The following is a 19,369-nucleotide window of genomic DNA, read 5'->3' as shown; positions in this document are numbered from 1 at the left end:
ATATTGTCGGACACAAGAACCACAACACAGGTAGATTCCATGTCTGAAGCTCCTATATCTCAAGGTCCAATCCCTCTTCCCACGTTGCGTCAGGTTTCTCGCGATACCTTGCAGGAGCAGGTGTACCGGCAGATTCGCGAAGCCTTGATGAGTGGGCGTTTTCAGCCCGGTCAGAAGTTGACCATTCGTGGCCTGGCCGAAGCCCTGGGTTCCAGCCCCATGCCGGTACGCGAGGCCCTGCAGCGCCTGAGTGCGGAAAATGCCTTTGAGGTCACGGAAACTTCCCGCCTGCGGGTGCGGATGATGACGCTGGAGCGTCTGCGGGAGATCCGTGATGCGCGGGTGGCCCTGGAAGGGCTGCTGGCGGAAAAGGCCCTGCAACATCTGCAAAAGACCGATCTGCAGGAGATCACCGATCTTTGCCGGCAGATGCAAAAGGCTGCCGATGAGGTGGATGTGTCCCGTTACCTGTGGACCAACTTTGCCTTTCACCGGCGTATCTATGCCGTGGCCCGAGCCGAGCTGACCATGGCCGCGGTGGAGAATTTCTGGCTGCACATGGGGCCCTGTTTCGCCCTGGTGGCGCCGGACCAGGCCCACTTGCAACGTTCCATGGAGGCCCACAATCGCATCGTCGAAGCCCTGGCCGCCGGCGATGGTCCGGGAGTGCGAGCGGCTGTCACCGACGACATCATGCAAGCGGCGGATTCCCTGGGCCGGCTGTTGGCCAAGAAGCCTGGGGCGGCGGTCAAAGGAGGTCGGGCATGAGCATCTTGCAGCGGTTGCAGCCTTATCCGGGCTTGCGGGTGATGATTTCCGGCGGCGCAGCGGGCATCGGTGAAGTGCTGGCCAGGGCCTATCTCGAAGCCGGGGCCCAGGTGCACGTCTGCGATGTCAGTGAGGCGGCCCTGGCGGCGTTCCGCGATCGCTACCCCCAGGCGCTGGCGACTCGCACCGATGTCGGTGATCCGGCACAGATCCAAGCGCTGTTCCAGCTTCAGGTGGAGCATTTCGGCGGTCTTGATGTACTGGTCAATAACGCCGGCATCGCCGGGCCGACGGCAGGCATCGATGCGGTCAGCGACGCCGACTGGCAGCGCACCATCGATATCAACCTGACCGCGCAGTACCGTTTTGCCCACCACGCAGTGCCCTTGCTCAAGGCTTCGGACAACGGCCATCTGCTGCACATCGCCTCGGTGGCCGGGCGCCTGGGATATGCCTGGCGTACGCCTTATGCGGCCACCAAGTGGGCCATCGTCGGGCTGATGAAGTCCCTGGCTGCCGAGCTTGGGGCCAGCGATATCCGGGTCAATGCGCTGTTGCCGGGGATCGTCGAGGGGCCGCGCATGGACGCGGTGATTCAGGCCCGGGCCGAACAGACCGGGGTACCGGTGGCCGAAATGCGCCAGGAGTACCTGAACAAGATCTCCCTCAAGCGCATGGTCAGTGCCGAGGACGTGGCCGCCATGGCGCTGTTTCTCTGCTCGCCGGCGGCTCGCAACATCACCGGTCAGGCGATCAGCGTCGACGGCAACGTCGAGTACCTCTAGCCGCGCCGGCTGGCCGCGCTGGCGAGGACCGCCGGCGCTGAAATCTGCACGCGACACCCTGGGATTTTTTTCATCAAGAATAAAAGTCGGAGTACCGTCATGCCTGGAAAAACACCCGTCATCATCACCTGCGCCGTTACTGGTGCCATTCATACCCCGTCCATGTCGCCCCACCTGCCGATCACGGCCGGGGAGATTGCCGCCGAGGCCATCGCCGCCGCCGAGGCCGGGGCGGCCATCGTCCACCTGCATGCCCGGGACCCGGAGGACGGGCGGCCGAGCCAGGACCCCGAGCTGTTCCGGCGTTTTCTGCCGCAGATCAAGGGCGCCTGCGACGTGGTCATCAACCTCACCACCGGTGGCGCCCCCACCATGGGCGTCGAGGAGCGCCTGCAGCCGGTGCTGGAATTCAAGCCGGAGCTGGCCTCGCTGAACATGGGCTCGATGAACTTCGGCCTGTACGAAATGCTCAACCGCTTTACCGAGTTCAAGCACGACTGGGAGCGGCCGTACCTGGAAGAGAGCGACGACCGGATCTTCCGCAACACCTTCCGCGACATCGCTCATATCCTCAGCGCCTGTGCCGAGAATCGCACCCGCTTCGAGATCGAGTGCTACGACATCGGTCACCTGTATACCGCGGCGCATTTCCTCGAGCGCGGCCTGCTCAAGGCGCCGCTGTTCATCCAGTCGGTGTTCGGCCTGCGGGGCGGCATCGGTGGCCATCCCGAGGACCTGGCGCACATGCGCCGCACCGCCGATCGCCTGTTTGGCGATGCCTATCACTGGTCGATCCTCGGCGCCGGACGCAATCAGATTCCCCTGGCCACCATGGGCCTGGCCATGGGCAGCCATGCCCGGGTCGGCCTGGAGGACTCGCTGTGGGATGGGCCCGGCAAACTGGCGGCCAGCAACGCTGATCAGGTGCGGCGCATTCGCACGGTCATCGAAGCCCTGGGCGGCCGTGTGGCGACCCCGGACGAAGCCCGGGCCCTGCTCGGGCTCAAGGGGCGTGACCACGTCGCGTTCTGACCCTTGAAGGCCCGTGTCAGCGGCCCTGGCTCCAGGCCCGCTGACGATCCCGCATAACAACTACAAAGGGATATGCCCCATGAACACTGCAACCACTGCAGCGCCCCGGGACCCGCAACAGCTGACCCGTCTGATGTTTCTCAAGCTCATGCCACTGTTGATCGCGGCCTATGTCCTGAGCTTTCTCGACCGCACCAACATCGCCCTGGCCAAGCACCAACTGGATGTGGACCTGGGTATTTCCGCCGCTGCCTATGGCCTGGGTGCCGGGTTGTTCTTCCTCACCTATGCGCTATCCGAAGTGCCGAGCAACCTGATCATGCACAAGGTCGGGGCGCGCTTCTGGATTGCCCGAATCATGGTCACGTGGGGGTTGATCTCCGCCGCCATGGCCTTCGTCCAGGGCGAGACCTCTTTCTATGTGCTGCGCCTGCTGCTGGGGATCGCCGAAGCCGGCCTGTTTCCCGGGGTCATGCTGTACCTGACCTACTGGTTCGACCGCCGGCAGCGGGCCCGGGCCACCGGCTACTTTCTGCTGGGGGTGTGCCTGGCCAATATCATCGGCGGTCCGCTGGGCGCCGCGCTGATGAAGATGGACGGCCTGTTGGGCTGGCATGGCTGGCAGTGGATGTTCCTGATCGAAGGGCTGCCGGCGGTCTTGTTCGCCTGGGTGGTCTGGCGGCGCCTGCCGGACCGTCCGAGCCGCGCGCCCTGGTTGAGCGCCGAGGAGGCCCGGGGCATCGAGCAGCGTCTGGCTGACGAAGCCGATGAGGGCGCGGGGCAGGGCGGGCATTCGTTCCGGCAGTGCTTTACGCCGCAGATCCTGTTGGCGATCTTTGTTTACTTCTGTCACCAGATCACCATTTACACCGTGATCTTTTTCCTCCCCAGCATCATTGGCAAGTACGCCAGCCTGAGCCTGATGAGCGTCGGCCTGCTGACCTCCTTGCCGTGGATCGTCGCGGCAGTGGGGGCGATCAGCCTGCCGCGGCTGGCCACCAGCGCGCAGCGGGCACGGCGCTTGCTGGTCTGCGGCTTGCTGACGATGGCGGCAGGGCTGCTGATCGCGGCCTTTTCCGGGCCGGTGTTGAGCTTGCTGGGATTCTGCGTGGCAGCGCTGATGTTCTTTGTGGTGCAGTCGATCATCTTCCTCTACCCGGCGTCACGGCTTAAAGGCGCGGCCCTGGCGGGAGGCCTGGGCTTTGTGAACTCCTGCGGACTGCTGGGCGGTTTTGTTGGCCCCTCGGTCATGGGGGCGATCGAGATGAGCACCGGCGATGCCATGAACGGCCTCAAGGTGATCGCCCTGGTGCTGGTAATGGCTGCCCTGGCTGCATTGCGTTTGCGTCAGGGGCAGGAGGATGAACACCGGGTAAGCGCAGGGGCCACGGGGAAGCCGCTGCGACACTCTGTTTAGCGCAGCGCCGTTCAGCGAATGAGCAGGCGGTGAGCGATCTCTCATCGATGTAGCCAACGCCCGATGCAGTGCATCGGGCGTTTTGCGTTCAGGCAACTGTCGTCAGCAGAGCGCTTATATAGGGACGCTGTAAGCAAGTGGTCAGCGGCATTGATGTCGAGTGCTTACATAAGTATGCCAATACCTTTGTGTGAGGTTTCGATAGTTGTAAGTGTTGTGGGGCTTCTTTCTGGATATATCAGGAATGTCTGATTTATTTGGTGCTTGAGTGTGTTGTTAGGGATTTATATCGGGCTGTGCGGGCTGTTTCCCTGTCATTAAGCACCAAGAAAGATCTTGTTTGTTTGAAGAGTGCTCTTCATGAGAAGAAGAGTAGTCGTCATTCAAAAAACACCAGCCTCTCGGTATGGTAGGCGCTCTCTATGCGGGGGCGGAACATTTGAAAATGAGATGTTTCCCGTTGCGAGTGAAGAGTGCTGTAAGAATTTTCGTGTGGGTATCCCGCTCATGTCCTGTTTGCGCGATGTTGGCGTCTTGCCTGAACTCGTAAATAGGGTGAACGTTTTGATTGCTCACTTATTGATGGATGTTGAATAAAGGGAATCAGATGAAACTTAAATCTCTCACATCGCTGGCTGCTTCTGGCGTTATGCTTGCCGCATTGACTCCTGCACTGTCTCAAGCCAACTCCGGTAATGTGGAATTTACAGGCAATATCACCAGCGTGAGTTGCCATGTAACAGTCGACGCCAATGGTTTGGATCAGCCGGTACGCCTTGGCGATATCTCGCCGGCAGATCTGGCTGACATTGGCGCTACCTCTCCGGCCAAGGGGTTTGAGATCTACTTGAGCGGTACGGGTTGTGCGGACGGCTCCAAGGCTGTCGTCACGTTCAACAAGACAGGCCATATCGATCCAGGTACCGGCAACCTGCGGCTGATTGGTGAGGGCAGTGCCACAGGTGTTCAGATCCAGATCTCGAACAACGTAGAAGGCAATACTGCAAAAATCGACCTGTCAAAAAATGACAATCAGCAGGTTGCCGAAGTCAAAGGGAACAAGGCCGTTCTCAAGTTCAATGCCTCTTACGTAGCAACTGATAATGTCACGGAAGGTTTTGGTAACTCCAATATCGACTTCCTGGTCAGCTACTGATTATTGTTCGTTAAGTAAGGGTTGACCCATGGCGCCGACAGCGCGGTTTGTTCAATTTCTCGTTATCGGCGCCTTTTTTCTGGGTGGGTCATTCTCGACAGTCAATGCAGAGATCCTCATTCACGGTACGCGTCTGATCTATCAGGCCGACTCCCGTGACGCGACATTGAAAGTCACTAATACCGGTGCAGCTCCGGTACTGATACAGAGCTGGATTGATGATGGCGATATCAATAAGAGGCCGGAAGAAATCAGGGTGCCTTTTCAGTTGACTCCCACACTCAGTCGTTTGGACCCGGGCAATGCTGCAGTTCTGCGAGTTGTTTATTCAAAAGAGCCACTGCCCGATGATCGCGAGACAGTGTTTTGGCTCAATATGCTGGAAGTTCCCGCGCAGCGGGAAGGTGATAACAATCGATTGGCATTTACCTTTCGACATCGGCTCAAGATGTTCTTTCGTCCGCCTGGGCTGAAGGTCGAAGTGCACTCGGCGGCTGAGCGGCTGAGTTGGAAGTTTGAACCGCCCGGGCGCCTGCAAGTGTCCAATCCCACTCCTTATTATTTGTCGTTCAGTAAAGTTGAAGTGCATGGAAGTGGCCGTACGGTCGCATTGGGTGCCGGTATGGTGGCGCCCTTTTCCCAGGAGTCCTTTGCCTGGCCAGGCAGTGCTGGGAATACACCGCAAAACGCATCGGTTCGGTTTGAAGTAGTTAACGATTTCGGTGGGCGTACAGCACTGGAGAAAGTGCTGCGTTAATTGAACTCATCAACTCCGTCTTTTTATTTTCAGCGTTGTTCTGAGTGTGTCGGTACTGATTATGTTGAGCATTCAGCCCCATTGGCTGGGATTTCCTGCGCGCGCGAAAATGGGTTGTTTCGACAGTTCTGCGTCGCTCTTCAGAGCTCTGTCTTTTGGGGCTGGGGTATTGGGGTGGGCAGTGCCTGTCGTTGCACAGCCGGTTGTCGATAGGGAAGCCGCGGTCGCTGAAAAAGTCAGCGACAGCGCGCCGAGTCATCCAGTGTTTTTCGATACGCAGATGCTGTTCAAGGGTGAAAACACCGCCATTGATACTCAACGCTTCGAGCGACCGGGGTATGTAGCCCCGGGCAATTACTTGCTGGATGTACGGGTCAGCCAACAGTGGCGTGGCCTGCTTGAGATCGAGTTGCGTGAAAGCGACGATCCCCAGGGTAGCCAGCCCTGTTATGACCGGGGCTTGTTGCAGCAGTTGGGCATTGATCTGCAAAAAACCGACGCAGCGGTACCCGGCACATTGCACCCGTTACGTGGCGAGGGCGTTTTCTGTGGCGATCTGGCGACCTACATTCCCGGCGTCACCAGCAAAGTCGATATTGCGCAGCAACGGCTCGAACTGGCTGTGCCGCAATACTTTCTGTTGCCCGATGCTTCGACCAGCTATGTCGATCCGGCCAGTTGGGACCCCGGTGTCACCGCTGCACGGCTCAACTACAGCACCAACCTGTTCAGTTCGCAGAGTCATGGGCAACGCCAGACCAACGGTTACGCGGGGCTCAACATGGGCCTTAACCTCGGAGCCCTGCGCCTGCGTCACTCGGGCACCCTGACGTGGTCGCCCGACACCGGCAGCGATTATCAGCGCGGCTACATCTATGGCCAGACTGACCTGACCGCATGGCGTTCGCAGTTGCTGGTGGGGGAGAGTGTGACCGACTCTGACCTGTTCGACTCGGTGTCCTTTCGTGGGCTCAAACTGTTCAGTGACGAGCGGATGCTGCCCATATCCCAGCGTAATTTCACGCCGTTGGTGCGAGGCACGGCCAAGACCAATGCCAAGGTTTCGGTATACCAGCGCGACTATCTGGTTTACGAAACCACGGTTGCTCCCGGCCCGTTCGAAATTGCCGATCTGCAGGCCGCCAGCTTTGGCGGTGACCTGCAAGTGACGGTCACCGAAGCGGATGGCCAGAGCACAAGCTTCACCGTTCCTTACGCCACTATGGTTCGCCAACTGCGCCCGGGTTCTTCCCGCTACAGCTTGACTGCCGGGCAGGTGACCCGAGCCGGTGGCCGCGGGCTTCACCAATATGTGGCCCAGGGCACGCTGCAACACGGGCTGGATAACCGCTTCACCGGTTACGTCGGTACGGCATTCACCGGCAGCTACATGTCCGGGTTGATCGGGGCTGCACTCAATACCGCAATAGGCGGGTTCGGACTCGACCTGACCCAGGCCAGGACCAACGTCCCGGCCAATGGCAGTTTGCACGGGTCGAGCCTGCGCCTGACCTACAGCAAAAACCTGCATGACAGCGGCACTCAGTTCTCGTTGCTGGCGTATCGATACTCCACCAGTGGTTACCTGGGCTTGAGTGACGCCATCGCCTTGGAGGACTTCGTCAACCGTGGTCAGCGATTCGAGTCATTCGCTCGGGTCCGCAACCGGCTGGATGCCAACATCAACCAGCAACTGGGTGCGGGGGCCGGCAGTTTTTACCTCAGCGGCTCCTCGCTCAACTATTGGAACCGGAGCGGACGGGCCCAGAGCTACTCCCTGGGGTACAGCAACCAGTGGCGAGGGAGCAGCTATTCCCTCAGCGTCCAGCGGTTACGCGGGTCAAGCGGGTTCTCGGGGATAGGCAGCAACAGCGAGAACACGCTGTTCAGCTTCAGTCTGTCGGTGCCCTTGAGCGAGGGGCGACGACGCTCGTCACAGCTCAACAGCTATATCACCCATGACCAGAACTCCGGCGCGCACTATTCCAGTGGCGTTTCCGGTTCCCTGGGCGAGCGTGACGATGCGTCCTATGGCCTTTCGGTCGCCCATGACGCGCAAGAGCGCAATACCTCGGGCAACGCCAACCTGAGTTATTACCTGCCCCAGGTTTCCCTGAGTTCGAGTTTTTCCCAGGGCCGCGACTACCGCGCACAATCCTTGGGGGCTTCGGGAGGCATGATCCTGCATTCGGGCGGCCTGACATTTTCCCAGACCCTGAGTGAAACTGCGGCCCTGGTCCACGCCCCCCATGCCCAGGGCGCCAGCGTCGGCTACTCAGGCGGCCAGGTGGACGGGCAGGGTTATGCGGTGCTGCCAAGCCTGACGCCCTATCAGCTCAATACCGTCGATCTGGACCCCAGCGGCATTGCCGACGACGTAGAGCTGCAGGTCAGTTCGCGCAGTGTCGCGCCCAAGGCCGGCGCGGTGGTCAGGCTGGCGTACCTGACCCGCAAGGCCCGAGCTTTTCTCATCGACAGCCGCCAGGACGATGGCAAGCCGCTGCCCTTTGCCGCCATTGCTGTCGACGCTGAAAGCGCAGAGGAGTTGGGGGCGGTCGGCCAGGGCAGTCGCCTGGTGCTGCGCAGCGAGAAAGATCAAGGCCGTATCCGTATCCAGTGGGGCGCCCAGCCGAGTGAGCAGTGCCTGATCGACTATGAGCTGCCAGAGCGCGACGCGCAGGCCGCTCATGCCTATGTCCTGCTGGATCTGCCTTGCCGCGGTTTGCCTGCGCCCGGCGACGACGCCGGCAGCCATCAGGAGACCCCCCTTTGAACGGCGTTTGCCTGGTCGCGCCAGGTCGTGGCCTGTTCGGCCTGCGCCTGTCGTGCGCAGTGCTGTTGGCTTGCATCAGCCTGGCCGTCCAAGCCGACCTTTCGATCATTGGCACGCGCTTTATCTATCCCGCGGGACTTTCAGACTTGACGATCCGGGTCGGCAACGTCGGACAGTCGCCTCTGCTGCTGCAAACCTGGCTGGACAAGGGGGATGCCGCTGCTGATCCGAGCCGGCTGGCGGTGCCGTTCGTGCTTTCGCCGCCGCTTGCGCGGCTCGATCCGCAACAGCGATCCACGTTGTCGGTGCGCTACACCGGCGAGCCGTTGCCCACTGATCGCGAGTCGGTGTTCTGGCTCAACTTTCTCGAAGTGCCGTCCCTGCTGCCAATGAGCAGCAACCAGTTGCGCATGAGCTATCGCCTGCGGATGAAGCTGCTGTATCGCCCCAAGGGGTTGCCCGGCATTGCCGATGAAGCGGTGCAGCAGATGAGCTGGACTCTGGAACCGGGGCCACAGGCGATAGGGGGGCTAAGGCTCAAGGCGAGCAACCCCACGCCGTTCTACGTATCCCTGGTCCAGGTGGATGTTGGCGGTGGCGGTCAAGGGGCCTCCTGGCAGGGAGTCACCGTCGAGCCTTACGGCTCGACGCACCTGGCCCTGCCCGCCGTTCAGGCAATCGCCGCCGACGCGGCGCAGGTTCGATATCACGTGGTTTTGGACAGCGGGGAGACGCTGAGTGCAGATGCGCGAGTACAGCAGTAGTGATGCAGCGGCCGGGCTCATGGCCTTTGAACGCAAGGGGCGGTGCCTGATGCGAGTGTCTTCGGGCATGAGGCTGGGGGTGCTGCTGGCGTTGCTCTGGCCAGTGGCGACACAGGCTCAGGCGCGGGGCGTGGTGCCCAATGCCGGGCAGGCGATACGGGACATTGAAGCCACCCAACCGGCTTTGCCAGCGCCCACCGATGAGGTGGAGCTGGAGCTGCCCAAGGCCGATCGGCCGAGTGCGGCCGCGACCCCGGACACCTTGGACCTGCGCTTGCTGGTCAAGGCATTCGTCATCGAGGGCAATCAGGTTTTCAGCGCTCAAGCGTTGCTGCAATTACTGGAGGATCTGCCTGGACGTGAACTCGACCTGTCAGGCTTGCGTGGTGCAACAGAGCGCATTACCGCCCATTACCAGAAGCACGGCTACCTCCTGGCCCGAGCCTTTTTGCCGGCTCAGGAGATCGATGCTGGGGTGGTACGCATCGAGGTCATCGAAGGTCGTTACGGACGCATTGAGGTGCACAACCAGTCGCGCACCCTTGACTCGGTGATCCGTGCGCCGCTGTCCTCCCTGGACCGCGGCACAGCGGTGCAGAGCGGTGATCTTGAGCGCAGTCTGTTGCTGCTCAATGACCTGCCCGGGGTCAAGGTCAAGGGCACCTTGCGCGCCGGCCGGGAGCCCGGCACCACCGATCTGCTGGTGGATGCACAACCCGGCCCCTGGGCCAGCGGCAGCCTGGAGGCCGACAACTTCGGTGGTTACCACACCGGCGAGTTTCGCCTGGGGGGCAGTTTCAACCTCAACAACCCGTTGCGCCTGGGGGACCAGCTCAACCTGCGCGTACTGGGCACTGACCGGGACCAGCGTTACTACCGTACGGCTTATCAACTGCCTCTGGGCCCCTGGTCGACGCGGCTCGGCGCGGCCTATTCCCACATGAGCTACGCGTTGAACCGAAAGCGCCTGAAGAAGTTGGAGATGAATGGCCAGGCCAGTGTCCAGAGTGTCTTCGTCGTCCAGCCGATTCTGCGCGGCCGGACCTTCGATCTGAGTGCGCAATTGCAATATGAGAACAAGCAGCTGCGCGACGACATCGACCTGATTGAACTGAGCAGGCGCAAGCACATCGAGTTGTGGACCCTGAGCCTGGGAGGCAATCGCCAGGATCGATTCCTGGGAGGCGGCTACAACCAGTTCAACCTTTCCTATGGCAGTGGGCAGCTGACGTTCGACGATGCCTTCGAGCAGCGTTCAGATCGTGACACCGCCGCAACCGGCGGCGGCTTCGCCAAGACCAACCTGCAGCTCGCGCGCCTGCAGCGCTTGGGCAATCGCTTTCAGCTCTACGCCCAATTGAACGCCCAGTGGGCCTCTTCCAACCTCGACAGTTCGGAAAAAATGGGGCTCGGCGGTCCCTATGGCGTGCGCGCCTATCCCCAGAGTGCCGGCATCGGCGACCAGGGCTGGCAGGCCGGTCTTGAGCTGAGCTACGCCCTGGCTCCCCGCTGGCAACTCAGCCTGTTTTCCGACAAGGGTTATGTACAGGTCAACCGCCTGCCCTGGACGAAAGAGATCAACACCCAGCGCCTGCAATCGGCGGGGCTGGGAGCGCGTTGGAGCGGCGCTCAGCGGCAACTCAACCTCAGCAGCGCCTGGCCTCTGGATAACCGCAAGGCCGGGGACGGTCCTGAGCACACCCCAAGGATATGGGTGAGCGCGACACAGTTTTTCTGAAGGCTTGCGTGTGCTTTGCAAGGGTGCGGTTCGGCAATGCACTGCCGAATCATGGAATGTAAATAAGGAGTCACTGTGAACAGGATTTATGCATTGGTATGGAACCAGGCCCAAGGCTGCTGGAAAGTCACTCAGGAAGGTGCACGGCGCCGGCGTCGTGCCGGCTCACGCCAGGGACTGGTGATGGCCGCCGGGCTTCTGGCCTTGGGCGGTCTGACGCCGGCGATGGCGTTGCCCGAGGGCGGCACGCTGATCTCCGGCAGCGCCGGTTACGAAGCCTCCGGTAATAACCTGGTGATCAACCAGCACAGTGAGAAGCTGGTTACCCACTGGACCGAGTTCAGCATCGGCGCCGATCAGTCGGTGACCTTCAACCAGCCGGGGCGTGATGCCATTGCCTTGAACCGGGTGACCGGTTTCAAGAGCAGCGATATCCAGGGCGCGCTCAATGCCAATGGCCAGGTGTTTCTGATCAACCCCAATGGGGTGCTGATTGGCAAGGGCGCACAGGTCAACGTGGGTGGCCTGGTGGCATCGACCCGGGACCTCAGCGATAACGACTTCAATGACGGTCGCTACCGGTTCTCCGGCAACTCGTCCATGGACGTCATCAACGACGGCAAAATCACCACGGCTGAAGGCGGCTATGTGGCGTTGCTGGGGGCCAGGGTTCGCAACGCTGGGGAGATTGTTGCCGAACAGGGAGCGATTGCCCTGGGTGCCGGCAATGACTTCACCCTGAGTCTGGGCGATGACAACCTGATCAACCTGCAAGTGGAGGCGGCAGCCGTCGACGCTCTGGTGCAGAACACCGCATTGCTCAAGGCTGACGGCGGTCAGGTATTGATGATGGCCAAGAGTGCCAATGCGATCACTCAAGCGGTGGTCAACAACCAGGGCGTGGTCGAAGCCAATACCCTGTCCAGCAAGGGGGGGCGCATAGTCCTTGAGGGTGGCGACCGCGGCGCGGTCAACGTAGGCGGTCAATTGTCGGCCAAGGCGCTGGGTGTTGAGGGGGATGGCGGAACCGTCGAAACCCTTGGCGCGACCACCAGGGTCGAACTCAATGCTCAGGTCGATACGCATTCCAGGAACGGCAAGACGGGTACCTGGGTCATCGAATCCAATGATGTCAAGGTCGCCTCAACGGGCGTGGCCGGCAGTAGCACCCTTATCGACAGCACCCTTGTACAGAGCCTGAACCGCACCAGCGTCCACCTGCGCAGTCGCACCGGTGATGTTGCCGTGGACGCGCCAATCACCTGGAACAATGGCAATCAACTGGCCCTGTCCGCCGCCAGGGATCTCAAACTCAACCAGCGAATCAATGCCACGGCGGCCAACGCGCGCCTGGAGTTGAAGGCCGGGAATTCGATCCGGCTCGATAGTCAGGTGACCCTCAGTGGCGCCAACAGCAGTCTGGGAGTGAATTACGGCAATCAGTTTGCTCTGGGGAATAAAGGCCTGGTGACCTTGTCTGGACGTGAGGCCGGGTTTGATGCCAACGGCACGCAGCACAAAGTGATCCAGAACAGCCAGCAGTTGCAGGCCATCGGCAACAAGCTCGATGGCGACTATGTCCTGGGCAATCAGATCAAGGGCTCGTGGGGCGTCAAGCCCATTGGCGGTGACCAGATGTTCACCGGCTCATTGAATGGCCTGGGCAATACCCTCAGCGGTTTCACGGTGAACGGTTCAGGCCGATACACCGGGCTGTTCGGCCAGTCCTCCGGCAGCATCAGCAACCTGAAGCTGGCCAATGTGACCGTCAACGGAGTCAGCACCAAGAGCGGTTTCAGTGAAATAGGTGGCCTGGTGGGACGCAACAGCGGCAGCATTTCCAATGTCAGTGCCACAGCCATGCGGGTCAATGCCAAGAGCGATCAGCGCAACAAGGTGGGTGGTCTGGTGGGCGTCAACATGGGCGGATCGATCAGCGACTCGTCGGTATCGGGCGCGCTGCAGGGTGGTCTGTTGACCTCGGCCATTGGCGGACTTGTGGGGGAGAACAGTTTTGGCGGTAAGTCCGGTGCCGTGATCCGCAGCTCGAGCGATGTCGATGTCACCACCCATATGCACAAACAGATCATGGGGGGCGCCGGGGGGCTGGTGGGTGTCAACCATGGCGGGGTGATCTCCAACTCTTCGAGTAAGGGCTCTATCGGGACTTACAACCCGATCTACAAGGACCTGAACCTGGGGGGACTGGTGGGTAACAACCAGAGTGGCACCATCACCGGCTCCAGTTCTTCGGTCGCCGTGCATGGCTCCCTTGGCAGCCATATTGGCGGTCTGGTCGGCCTCAATCAGGCAGGTCTGATCAGTGCTTCTAGCGCCAGCGGTAATGTCTACGGCGTTACGACGAGTTCGGCAGGTGGCCTGATCGGTTTGAATCAGAACCAGAGCTCCCTGAGCAACGTCAAGGCCACGGGTAAGGTCATCGACAGGCTTGGCAGTCACCTGGGCGGTCTGGTGGGGAAAAACGACGACAGTACGATCAGCGGTTTTGTCGAGGCCAGGGGGGCTGTCAAAGGCGGCATTGGCAGTAACGTCGGCGGCTTGGTCGGCACCAACGTCGGTGGCTTTATCTTCGATGCCAAGGCTTATGGTGCCGTTGAGGGTTACGCCAACAGTCGCATCGGCGGGTTGATCGGCTACAACGACGGCAATCTGCTGTCGGTCGAGGCCCATGGCAAGGTGTTTGGTGATACCTACAGTGCCGTGGGTGGACTGGTGGGCTTCAACGCCGGCTATGTGAAACATGTCATCGAACGAGCCCTGGCCACCGGCAATGTCCATGGAACCTGGCATAGCAAGGTGGGTGGGCTGGTCGGCGAGAACCAGTCGCTGATCATCAACTCCGCCTCCCGCGGCCGCGTCAGTGGTGGCTGGCGTGCAACCCTGGGTGGCTTGGTGGGTGTGAACGAAGGGGACATCCGTGGCTCCAGTGCCACTGGCAAGGTCGATACCACTTGGGGCTACTTCCAGACTTACGGTAATCAGGTGGGGGTCAACTACGGCACCTATTCCTCGGTCCGTGCACCCAGCAGCTTGAATTCGCTGATCAGTCTGACGGAGTAATGACTGCTCGCTAAGTCGCAACTCGGTACGCCAGGATCAGCCCTTGGCGTATCGACTGATCCAAACCGAGCGATGTCTGCATGCCTCGCAGTGGCCCTGAACCGGCGACACCGAGGCTGCGCATTCAATGTCAATTGGCCGGCTTCAGGAGCATTGAACAATGCGCCGTCGTGCCAGTGCACAAAGAAGGAAATCACCGATGAATTGCCAGTGGCTCAGCCCCCTCGCCAATGGGCGAAAGCGTCGCACCTTAGTCCAGATGGCAATCCTCATGCTGTGGTGGTTGCAGCCAGGCGCATCCGCCCATGCTGCCATCGAGGGCATAGCCAAGGGCTGCCTATTCAGTAACGTTGGAAGCAACGGCAAACCGTGGAAGGAGGTTACGCCATTGAACAGCAGCGCCCGGGTAGGCGACGTGTTGAAAGAGCGCAACGTGAACCCGATCATCGAGTACACCACCCGCCAATCCAATACGCTGGAACGCCATGAATTTGTGTCTGCCGCACATTTGATCGGGTACTTCGCGGACGGCATTGTGGCCACCAATATCAAAGGCATCGGCTTCAAAGTCACGGCCCATCCCTCCAGTGGGAATGCCAGTGGAGTGGTGAGTAACACTACGTTCCCCTCTGTGCTGGAAAAGTTCGATGTGGAGTACGAGGCAAACATCTACAAAAAAATCCCCACGGCCTACGTCTACTCACTCATCCTGACACTGCCCCCCAATGAGTTGCCCAAGGGGCCGCTGGTGATCAGAAGTCTCAATGGCGTACAAATGAAGCTGTACGCGCTGGATCTGAAAAAGGGCGCGGCAACGGTTGGGCAACCTTTGCTGGAGCTCCCGTCACAGAACAACAAAGATCGTTGTAACGTTTGGCAGTCGTACACCGAGAGCGACTTGCTCGGCGCCGACGAGGTCAAGTTTTCTGCCAAATGCCAGGTGATCACCCGCAAGGTCGAGCTGCCATTGGGCAGCCCCTCGGCCCATGATTTCCCCACACTGGGTTCCACTTCGTCGCCTTCGACAGTCGCCAGGCTCGAAGTCAGTGACTGCACGGCCAATACCCTGCCGCGGGTCTCTTTCACGACCGAGCCACCCTCGCGCTGCGATTCAACAGGGATACTGGGGCTTACCCAGACGGCTCAGAACAGAAATAGCCCTGTCGCCCAGGGCGTGGGCATCGTCATGTTCAATGAGCAGATTCCGCGCATTCACTGCAACGGCACGCAATATGCCATGGAGCGCCTGTTGGGCAGCGATAGCGCCAGCTTCAGCTTTCGCGCCCAGTACATTCGCACCGGTCCGATCACCGAGGGATCGGCCAACAGCAACGCCCAGTTCAACTTCACCTTCGACTGAAGCCCCGGCGGCTGGCTTCGGGTGTTTACCTGGACGCCAGGCCCCAGGCCTTTCTACACTGACCTCCGTCTGGGGACCGGGGGCAACACCGATGAATCGCAATGAACTGCGCAAGGCCGACATCAACCTGATGGTGGTGTTCGAGGCGTTGATGCTGGAACGCAATGTCACCCGGGTGGCGGAGAAACTGTTTCTCGGTCAGCCCACCATCAGTTCCGCACTCAACCGTTTGCGGGCGATGTTCAACGATCCGCTGTTCATCCGCGTCGGCCATCGCATGGAGCCCACGGCGCGTGCCGAGCAGCTTATCCAGCACTTGTCGCCGGCCCTGGATGCGCTGTCCTCGGCCCTGAGCCTGACCCACGATTTCGATCCCGCCAGCAGCACCATGACTTTCCGTATCGGCCTGTCCGATGACGTCGAGTTCGGCCTGCTGCCGCCCTTGCTGCGAGCCCTGCGCCAGGAAGCACCACAGGTAGTGGTCGTGGTGCAGCACGTGGACTACTGGCGGATTCCCGACCTGCTGGCCTCCGGCGACATCACCGTCGGCATCAGCCAGACCCGGGGCCTGCCGGCCAATGCCAAGCGCAAGTTGCTGCGGCATATCCAGCCCAGCGTGCTGCGGGCCGATGCCAGCGATACGCCGCTGAGCCTCGACGAATACTGCGCGCGGCCCCATGTGCTGGTGTCCCACACCGCCAATGTCGCCGGCTTCGCCGATGAGTGGCTGGCGGAAATCGGCCGCACTCGCCAGGTGGTGCTGTCGGTGCCGCAGTACAGCTCATTGCCGGCCCTGCTGGCCGGAACCACGCTGATCGCCAGCCTGCCCGACTACGCGGCTGCGGCCATGGCGGCCTCGGGGCAGTTGTACGCCGAGCCGTTTCCGTTCAAGACGCCGACCCTGGACCTGTCCATGGTCTGGCTCAGCCATGTCGACACCGATCCCGCCGAGCGCTGGCTGCGCTCGCGCCTGGAAGCCTTCATGAGCGAGCGGGCTCCCCTGGCGGCGCCCTTGTAGCCGTCGCTTGGCAAGCGTCCCGACGCCTGCTTTGCTCTGTAAGTCCCTGTTCAAACGTCAAACCAGCGGAGTGTGCCCATGAGTCGTTCCCGTTCCCTGTTGCGTGGGCGAGGCAGCCACGACAGCGGCAAGGTTGGCATGGTCGAGCTGTTCTTCGACCTGGTGTTCGTGTTTGCCGTGACCCAGTTGTCCCATTCCCTGCTGGCCCATCTGTCCCTGGGCGGGGCGCTGCAGGTGGCGTTGCTGATGGTGGCGGTGTGGTGGGTGTGGATCTTCACGTCGTGGATCACCAACTGGCTGGACCCGGAAACCCTGCCGATCCGCCTCGGGTTGTTCGTGCTGATGGTGGCGGGGTTGCTGCTGTCGTCGTCGATTCCCCAGGCCTTTGGTGAGCGCGGCCTGCTGTTTGCCGGTGCCTATGTATTCATGCAGGTGGGGCGCACCGCCTATTCCCTGTGGGCGGTGCGCGGCGAGCCGTTGAACATGACCCGCAACTTCCAGCGAATCCTGTTGTGGCTGATGTTCTCGGGGCTTTTCTGGATCGCCGGCGGCCTGCTGGAGGGCCCGCAGCGGCTGGCCTTGTGGGGGCTGGCCCTGGCCATCGAAGTGCTGTCGCCATCGTTGTATTTCTGGGTGCCGGGGCTGGGGCGTTCGACCCTGGCCGACTGGAATGTGGAAGGCAATCACATGGCTGAGCGCTGTGGCCTGTTCGTGATCATTGCCCTGGGGGAATCGCTGCTGGTGACCGGCGCCACCTTCGCCGAGTTGACCACCAGCGCCCAGGGCCTGCTGGGGTTCGTGGTGGCGGTGCTGGGCAGTATCGCCATGTGGTGGGTGTACTTCGACAGTGGCGCCGAGCGGGCCCACCACCGTATCGCCCATTCCGACGACCCGGGACGTCAGGCGCGCATTGCCTACACCTATCTGCACCTGCTGATCGTGGCCGGGATCATTGTCAGTGCCGTGGCCGATGAGCTGGTGCTGATGCATCCGGAGCACGCCAGCTCGGCCGGGGTGCTGGTGATAGTCGGCGGTCCCTGGCTGTTTCTCTTGGGCTGCGCTCTGTTCAAGTGGGTGATGAACGACCGGCCGTTACCGCCGCTGTCGCACCTGGCCGGGCTCGCGGTGCTGTTGCTGTTGTTGCCGGCTGCCTGGAATCAGCTGTTTTCCGCCCTGGCCCTGGGCAGCCTGACCACCCTGGTGATGGTGCTCGTGGCCGTCTGGGAAACCCTGGCCCTGCGCGAGCGGGCAGCGACAGCGGGGCAATAAGGCCTGGGGATAATGCAAGCGCGAGCTCGGGCCTTGTGTAGTATGGAGCGCCTTTTCCCCCTGACAGACCAGGAGTTCTGCCATGCCGCACCTGCATATGGAATACACCGCCAACCTGCCCCAGCTGGACGTCGATAAGGCGCTGCTGCGGCTCAATCACGGGCTGGTGGCCTCCGGGCAGTTTGCCGATGAGTTCGATATCAAGAGCCGGGCAGTGAAGGTCGAGTCGTTCCGGGTCGGCACTGGCCTGGGTGAGCGAGCCTTTGTCCACGTCAAGCTGGCCCTGCTCAGCGGCCGCTCGCCGCAGATCAAGAAGCAATTGTCCGAGAGTCTGCTGGCTTTGCTGCAGGACCTGGCGCCTTGGCCGGCTGAGCTGGCGGTGCAGTTGTGCGTGGAGATTATCGACATCGACCGCGCCTCCTACAGCAAGGCCGCCGTCGGTCTCTGATGGGGGCCGGGCCTAAAGCAGGCCCTGTTCGGCGCAGGCCTTGACCACCTGTTCACGGAACCAGGTCTGCGCGCTGTCCTGATCGGTGTTCTGGTTCCATTGCATGTCCAGGGTGAACCCCGGCAGGCCGCTGGGGGCCTCGCAATGGTTGAACACCGCTTCGTTGGCCAGCAAGGCCTGGATGCGTCGGGGCAGGGTCAGGATAAAGTCGGTGCCAGTGATCATTTTCAGCGCCGCGCTGTAGCTGTTGGAGCGGGCGACGATCTGCCGCTTGTGCGCCTGGCGGGCCAGCCAGCCATCCACCATGTTGCTGTCCGACGTCCAGGGCGTAGGAAAAACGTGGCGCCGTTCGATGAACGATTGCAGGCTGAAACGCGGCTCCTTGGGCGGCGTGGCGCGCTTGTCGAAGACGCACACCAGATCGTCCTCCAGCAGCATCTGCGACTTGAAGTCGGCATGGCTGCGATGGAAGTTCGGACCAAAGCAGATCACCAGATCAACACTGCCGTCACGCAGTTCCTCGGCAGGAATATCGCTCTCAAGCTTCTGCACATTGACCGTCACCGGCAGGTCGGCGTAGTCGAACCCCTTGAGCAGGCGCGGCAGGATCAGCAGCTCGAAGTATTCCGGGGCGCAGAGGTTGAAGGTTACGGCCTGGCGGGTCGGATCGAAGGCCTGCACGCCGCTGTGGCACAGGTTGATGCTCTCCAGGATCTTCAGCACGTGGCTGTACATGCTGGTGGCCTTGTAGGTCGGGCGCATGCCGGTGCGGGTGTTGATGAACAGCTCGTCTTCAAAGCCGTTGCGCAGTTTCTTCAGGCAGTAGCTGACGGTCGACTGACTGACGCACAGGGTTTCCGAGACCCCGGTGACACTGCTTTGCTCGTACACCGCGATAAAGACCATCAGGTCCTGCATGTCGAGTTTTCTGAGCACGTTGCTGATGAGCATCTGTTCCATCCCGCTGGGCACCTGGCGCCGGTGGCGCACAAACCGGGTCGAT

The 19,369-nt window shown here is 61.2% G+C and carries 15 protein-coding genes; 14 read left to right on the top strand and 1 reads right to left on the bottom strand.

All coding sequences use genetic code 11. From position 1 onward, the window contains the following. Nucleotides 1-39: 39 nt before the first annotated feature. The 14 genes from FW796_RS01250 to FW796_RS01185 all read left to right on the top strand — a co-directional run bounded on the left by FW796_RS01250 (nucleotide 40) and on the right by FW796_RS01185 (nucleotide 18,366). Nucleotides 40-768 carry a GntR family transcriptional regulator gene (locus FW796_RS01250; RefSeq protein ID WP_404938605.1) on the top strand — a complete coding sequence of 243 codons (729 nt, stop codon included), beginning with the start codon at nucleotides 40-42 and terminating at the stop codon, nucleotides 766-768. After that, the gene (locus FW796_RS01245; RefSeq protein WP_346634883.1) at nucleotides 765-1,553 is read left to right on the top strand and encodes an SDR family oxidoreductase; all 789 of its coding nucleotides are present in this window, start codon (nucleotides 765-767) and stop codon (nucleotides 1,551-1,553) included. Before FW796_RS01250 ends, FW796_RS01245 begins: the two co-directional genes overlap by 4 nt. 99 nt (nucleotides 1,554-1,652) lie before the next feature. After that, nucleotides 1,653-2,585, top strand: coding sequence for a 3-keto-5-aminohexanoate cleavage protein (locus tag FW796_RS01240; RefSeq protein WP_346634882.1), 933 nt, complete (start codon nucleotides 1,653-1,655; stop codon nucleotides 2,583-2,585). A gap of 79 nt (nucleotides 2,586-2,664) precedes the next feature. Beyond that, nucleotides 2,665-4,002 (top strand): MFS transporter, encoded by a 1,338-nt coding sequence (locus FW796_RS01235; protein WP_446438921.1) that lies wholly within the window; start codon nucleotides 2,665-2,667, stop codon nucleotides 4,000-4,002. A 607-nt stretch (nucleotides 4,003-4,609) separates the two neighbouring features. After that, on the top strand, nucleotides 4,610-5,158 hold the full coding sequence (locus FW796_RS01230; protein WP_346634880.1) for a fimbrial protein: 549 nt from the start codon (nucleotides 4,610-4,612) through the stop codon (nucleotides 5,156-5,158). A gap of 28 nt (nucleotides 5,159-5,186) precedes the next feature. After that, complete coding sequence (locus FW796_RS01225) at nucleotides 5,187-5,915, top strand: fimbrial biogenesis chaperone (RefSeq protein WP_346634879.1); 729 nt, start codon at nucleotides 5,187-5,189, stop codon at nucleotides 5,913-5,915. Nucleotides 5,916-6,195: 280 nt separating this feature from the next. Further along, on the top strand, nucleotides 6,196-8,688 hold the full coding sequence (locus FW796_RS01220; protein ID WP_446439095.1) for a fimbria/pilus outer membrane usher protein: 2,493 nt from the start codon (nucleotides 6,196-6,198) through the stop codon (nucleotides 8,686-8,688). A gap of 11 nt (nucleotides 8,689-8,699) precedes the next feature. Then, nucleotides 8,700-9,452, top strand: coding sequence for a fimbrial biogenesis chaperone (locus tag FW796_RS01215; protein ID WP_430962738.1), 753 nt, complete (start codon nucleotides 8,700-8,702; stop codon nucleotides 9,450-9,452). A 19-nt stretch (nucleotides 9,453-9,471) separates the two neighbouring features. After that, nucleotides 9,472-11,190 carry a ShlB/FhaC/HecB family hemolysin secretion/activation protein gene (locus FW796_RS01210; RefSeq protein ID WP_446439094.1) on the top strand — a complete coding sequence of 573 codons (1,719 nt, stop codon included), beginning with the start codon at nucleotides 9,472-9,474 and terminating at the stop codon, nucleotides 11,188-11,190. 75 nt (nucleotides 11,191-11,265) lie between these two features. Next, entirely contained in the window at nucleotides 11,266-14,271 is a 3,006-nt protein-coding gene (locus FW796_RS01205; RefSeq protein WP_446438920.1) for a two-partner secretion domain-containing protein, read from the top strand. A 160-nt stretch (nucleotides 14,272-14,431) separates the two neighbouring features. Continuing rightward, nucleotides 14,432-15,631: a fimbrial protein gene (locus tag FW796_RS01200; protein WP_346634874.1), complete on the top strand. Its 1,200-nt coding sequence runs from the start codon at nucleotides 14,432-14,434 to the stop codon at nucleotides 15,629-15,631. A 91-nt stretch (nucleotides 15,632-15,722) separates the two neighbouring features. Next, complete coding sequence (locus FW796_RS01195) at nucleotides 15,723-16,649, top strand: LysR substrate-binding domain-containing protein (RefSeq protein ID WP_404938623.1); 927 nt, start codon at nucleotides 15,723-15,725, stop codon at nucleotides 16,647-16,649. Between the two features lie 78 nt (nucleotides 16,650-16,727). Continuing rightward, a complete protein-coding gene (locus tag FW796_RS01190; RefSeq protein WP_446438919.1) occupies nucleotides 16,728-17,918 on the top strand; it encodes a low temperature requirement protein A in 1,191 nt (396 codons plus the stop codon). Between the two features lie 82 nt (nucleotides 17,919-18,000). Continuing rightward, entirely contained in the window at nucleotides 18,001-18,366 is a 366-nt protein-coding gene (locus FW796_RS01185) for a 5-carboxymethyl-2-hydroxymuconate Delta-isomerase (RefSeq protein ID WP_346634871.1), read from the top strand. A gap of 12 nt (nucleotides 18,367-18,378) precedes the next feature. On the opposite strand, the gene FW796_RS01180 is transcribed toward FW796_RS01185, so the two are convergent. After that, nucleotides 18,379-19,317, bottom strand: coding sequence for a LysR family transcriptional regulator (locus tag FW796_RS01180; protein ID WP_346634870.1), 939 nt, complete (start codon nucleotides 19,315-19,317; stop codon nucleotides 18,379-18,381). Between the last annotated feature and the right edge of the window lie 52 nt (nucleotides 19,318-19,369).

Source organism: Pseudomonas sp. 910_21 (assembly GCF_052850735.1).
The sequence above is the reverse complement of the archived record's forward strand: the minus strand, read 5'-3'. Positions and strand labels throughout refer to the sequence as shown.

Excerpts from the sequence above, each read along its gene's own strand:
- FW796_RS01225 (WP_346634879.1), top strand. The coding sequence starts at position 5,187 with ATGGCGCCGACAGCGCGGTTTGTTCAATTTCTCGTTATCGGCGCCTTT.
- FW796_RS01220 (WP_446439095.1), top strand. The coding sequence starts at position 6,196 with ATGCTGTTCAAGGGTGAAAACACCGCCATTGATACTCAACGCTTCGAG.
- FW796_RS01190 (WP_446438919.1), top strand. The coding sequence starts at position 16,728 with ATGAGTCGTTCCCGTTCCCTGTTGCGTGGGCGAGGCAGCCACGACAGC.
- FW796_RS01235 (WP_446438921.1), top strand. The coding sequence starts at position 2,665 with ATGAACACTGCAACCACTGCAGCGCCCCGGGACCCGCAACAGCTGACC.
- FW796_RS01230 (WP_346634880.1), top strand. The coding sequence starts at position 4,610 with ATGAAACTTAAATCTCTCACATCGCTGGCTGCTTCTGGCGTTATGCTT.
- FW796_RS01185 (WP_346634871.1), top strand. The coding sequence starts at position 18,001 with ATGCCGCACCTGCATATGGAATACACCGCCAACCTGCCCCAGCTGGAC.
- FW796_RS01180 (WP_346634870.1), bottom strand. The coding sequence starts at position 19,317 with ATGCTCATCAGCAACGTGCTCAGAAAACTCGACATGCAGGACCTGATG.
- FW796_RS01195 (WP_404938623.1), top strand. The coding sequence starts at position 15,723 with ATGAATCGCAATGAACTGCGCAAGGCCGACATCAACCTGATGGTGGTG.
- FW796_RS01245 (WP_346634883.1), top strand. The coding sequence starts at position 765 with ATGAGCATCTTGCAGCGGTTGCAGCCTTATCCGGGCTTGCGGGTGATG.
- FW796_RS01250 (WP_404938605.1), top strand. The coding sequence starts at position 40 with ATGTCTGAAGCTCCTATATCTCAAGGTCCAATCCCTCTTCCCACGTTG.
- FW796_RS01240 (WP_346634882.1), top strand. The coding sequence starts at position 1,653 with ATGCCTGGAAAAACACCCGTCATCATCACCTGCGCCGTTACTGGTGCC.
- FW796_RS01210 (WP_446439094.1), top strand. The coding sequence starts at position 9,472 with ATGGCCTTTGAACGCAAGGGGCGGTGCCTGATGCGAGTGTCTTCGGGC.
- FW796_RS01200 (WP_346634874.1), top strand. The coding sequence starts at position 14,432 with ATGCGCCGTCGTGCCAGTGCACAAAGAAGGAAATCACCGATGAATTGC.